Origin of the sequence: Achromobacter sp. SIMBA_011, assembly GCF_046535435.1 — a bacterium.
GTDB classification, from domain to species: Bacteria; Pseudomonadota; Gammaproteobacteria; order Burkholderiales; family Burkholderiaceae_B; genus Achromobacter; species Achromobacter dolens.
The window spans coordinates 1-245 of record NZ_JAWRWN010001028.1 but is presented as its reverse complement, the minus strand read 5'-3'; the positions used below and the strand labels follow the sequence as shown (position 1 = coordinate 245).

The following is a 245-nucleotide window of genomic DNA, read 5'->3' as shown; positions in this document are numbered from 1 at the left end:
CGAAATACATCAGTAAGAACATTGACGGGCGTGGTCTGGCTGGGGAGATCAGCAAGGAAACGGGTAAATCCCTGCGTGATAACGCTGAATACGTTAATGCCTGGGCGTCTCTGCATCGTGTTCAGCAATTCCGCTTCTTTGGCATTCCGGGGCGTCAGGCTTACCGTGAACTGCGATTGCTGGCTGGTCAGGCGGCAAGGCAACAGGGTGACAAAAAAGCAGGTGCGCCGGTACTGGATAACCCG

The 245-nt window shown here is 54.7% G+C and carries 1 pseudogene; it reads left to right on the top strand.

The features are described from left to right. Positions 1 to 245 (top strand): annotated as a pseudogene (locus tag SB816_RS34130) (hypothetical protein); the annotation flags it as partial.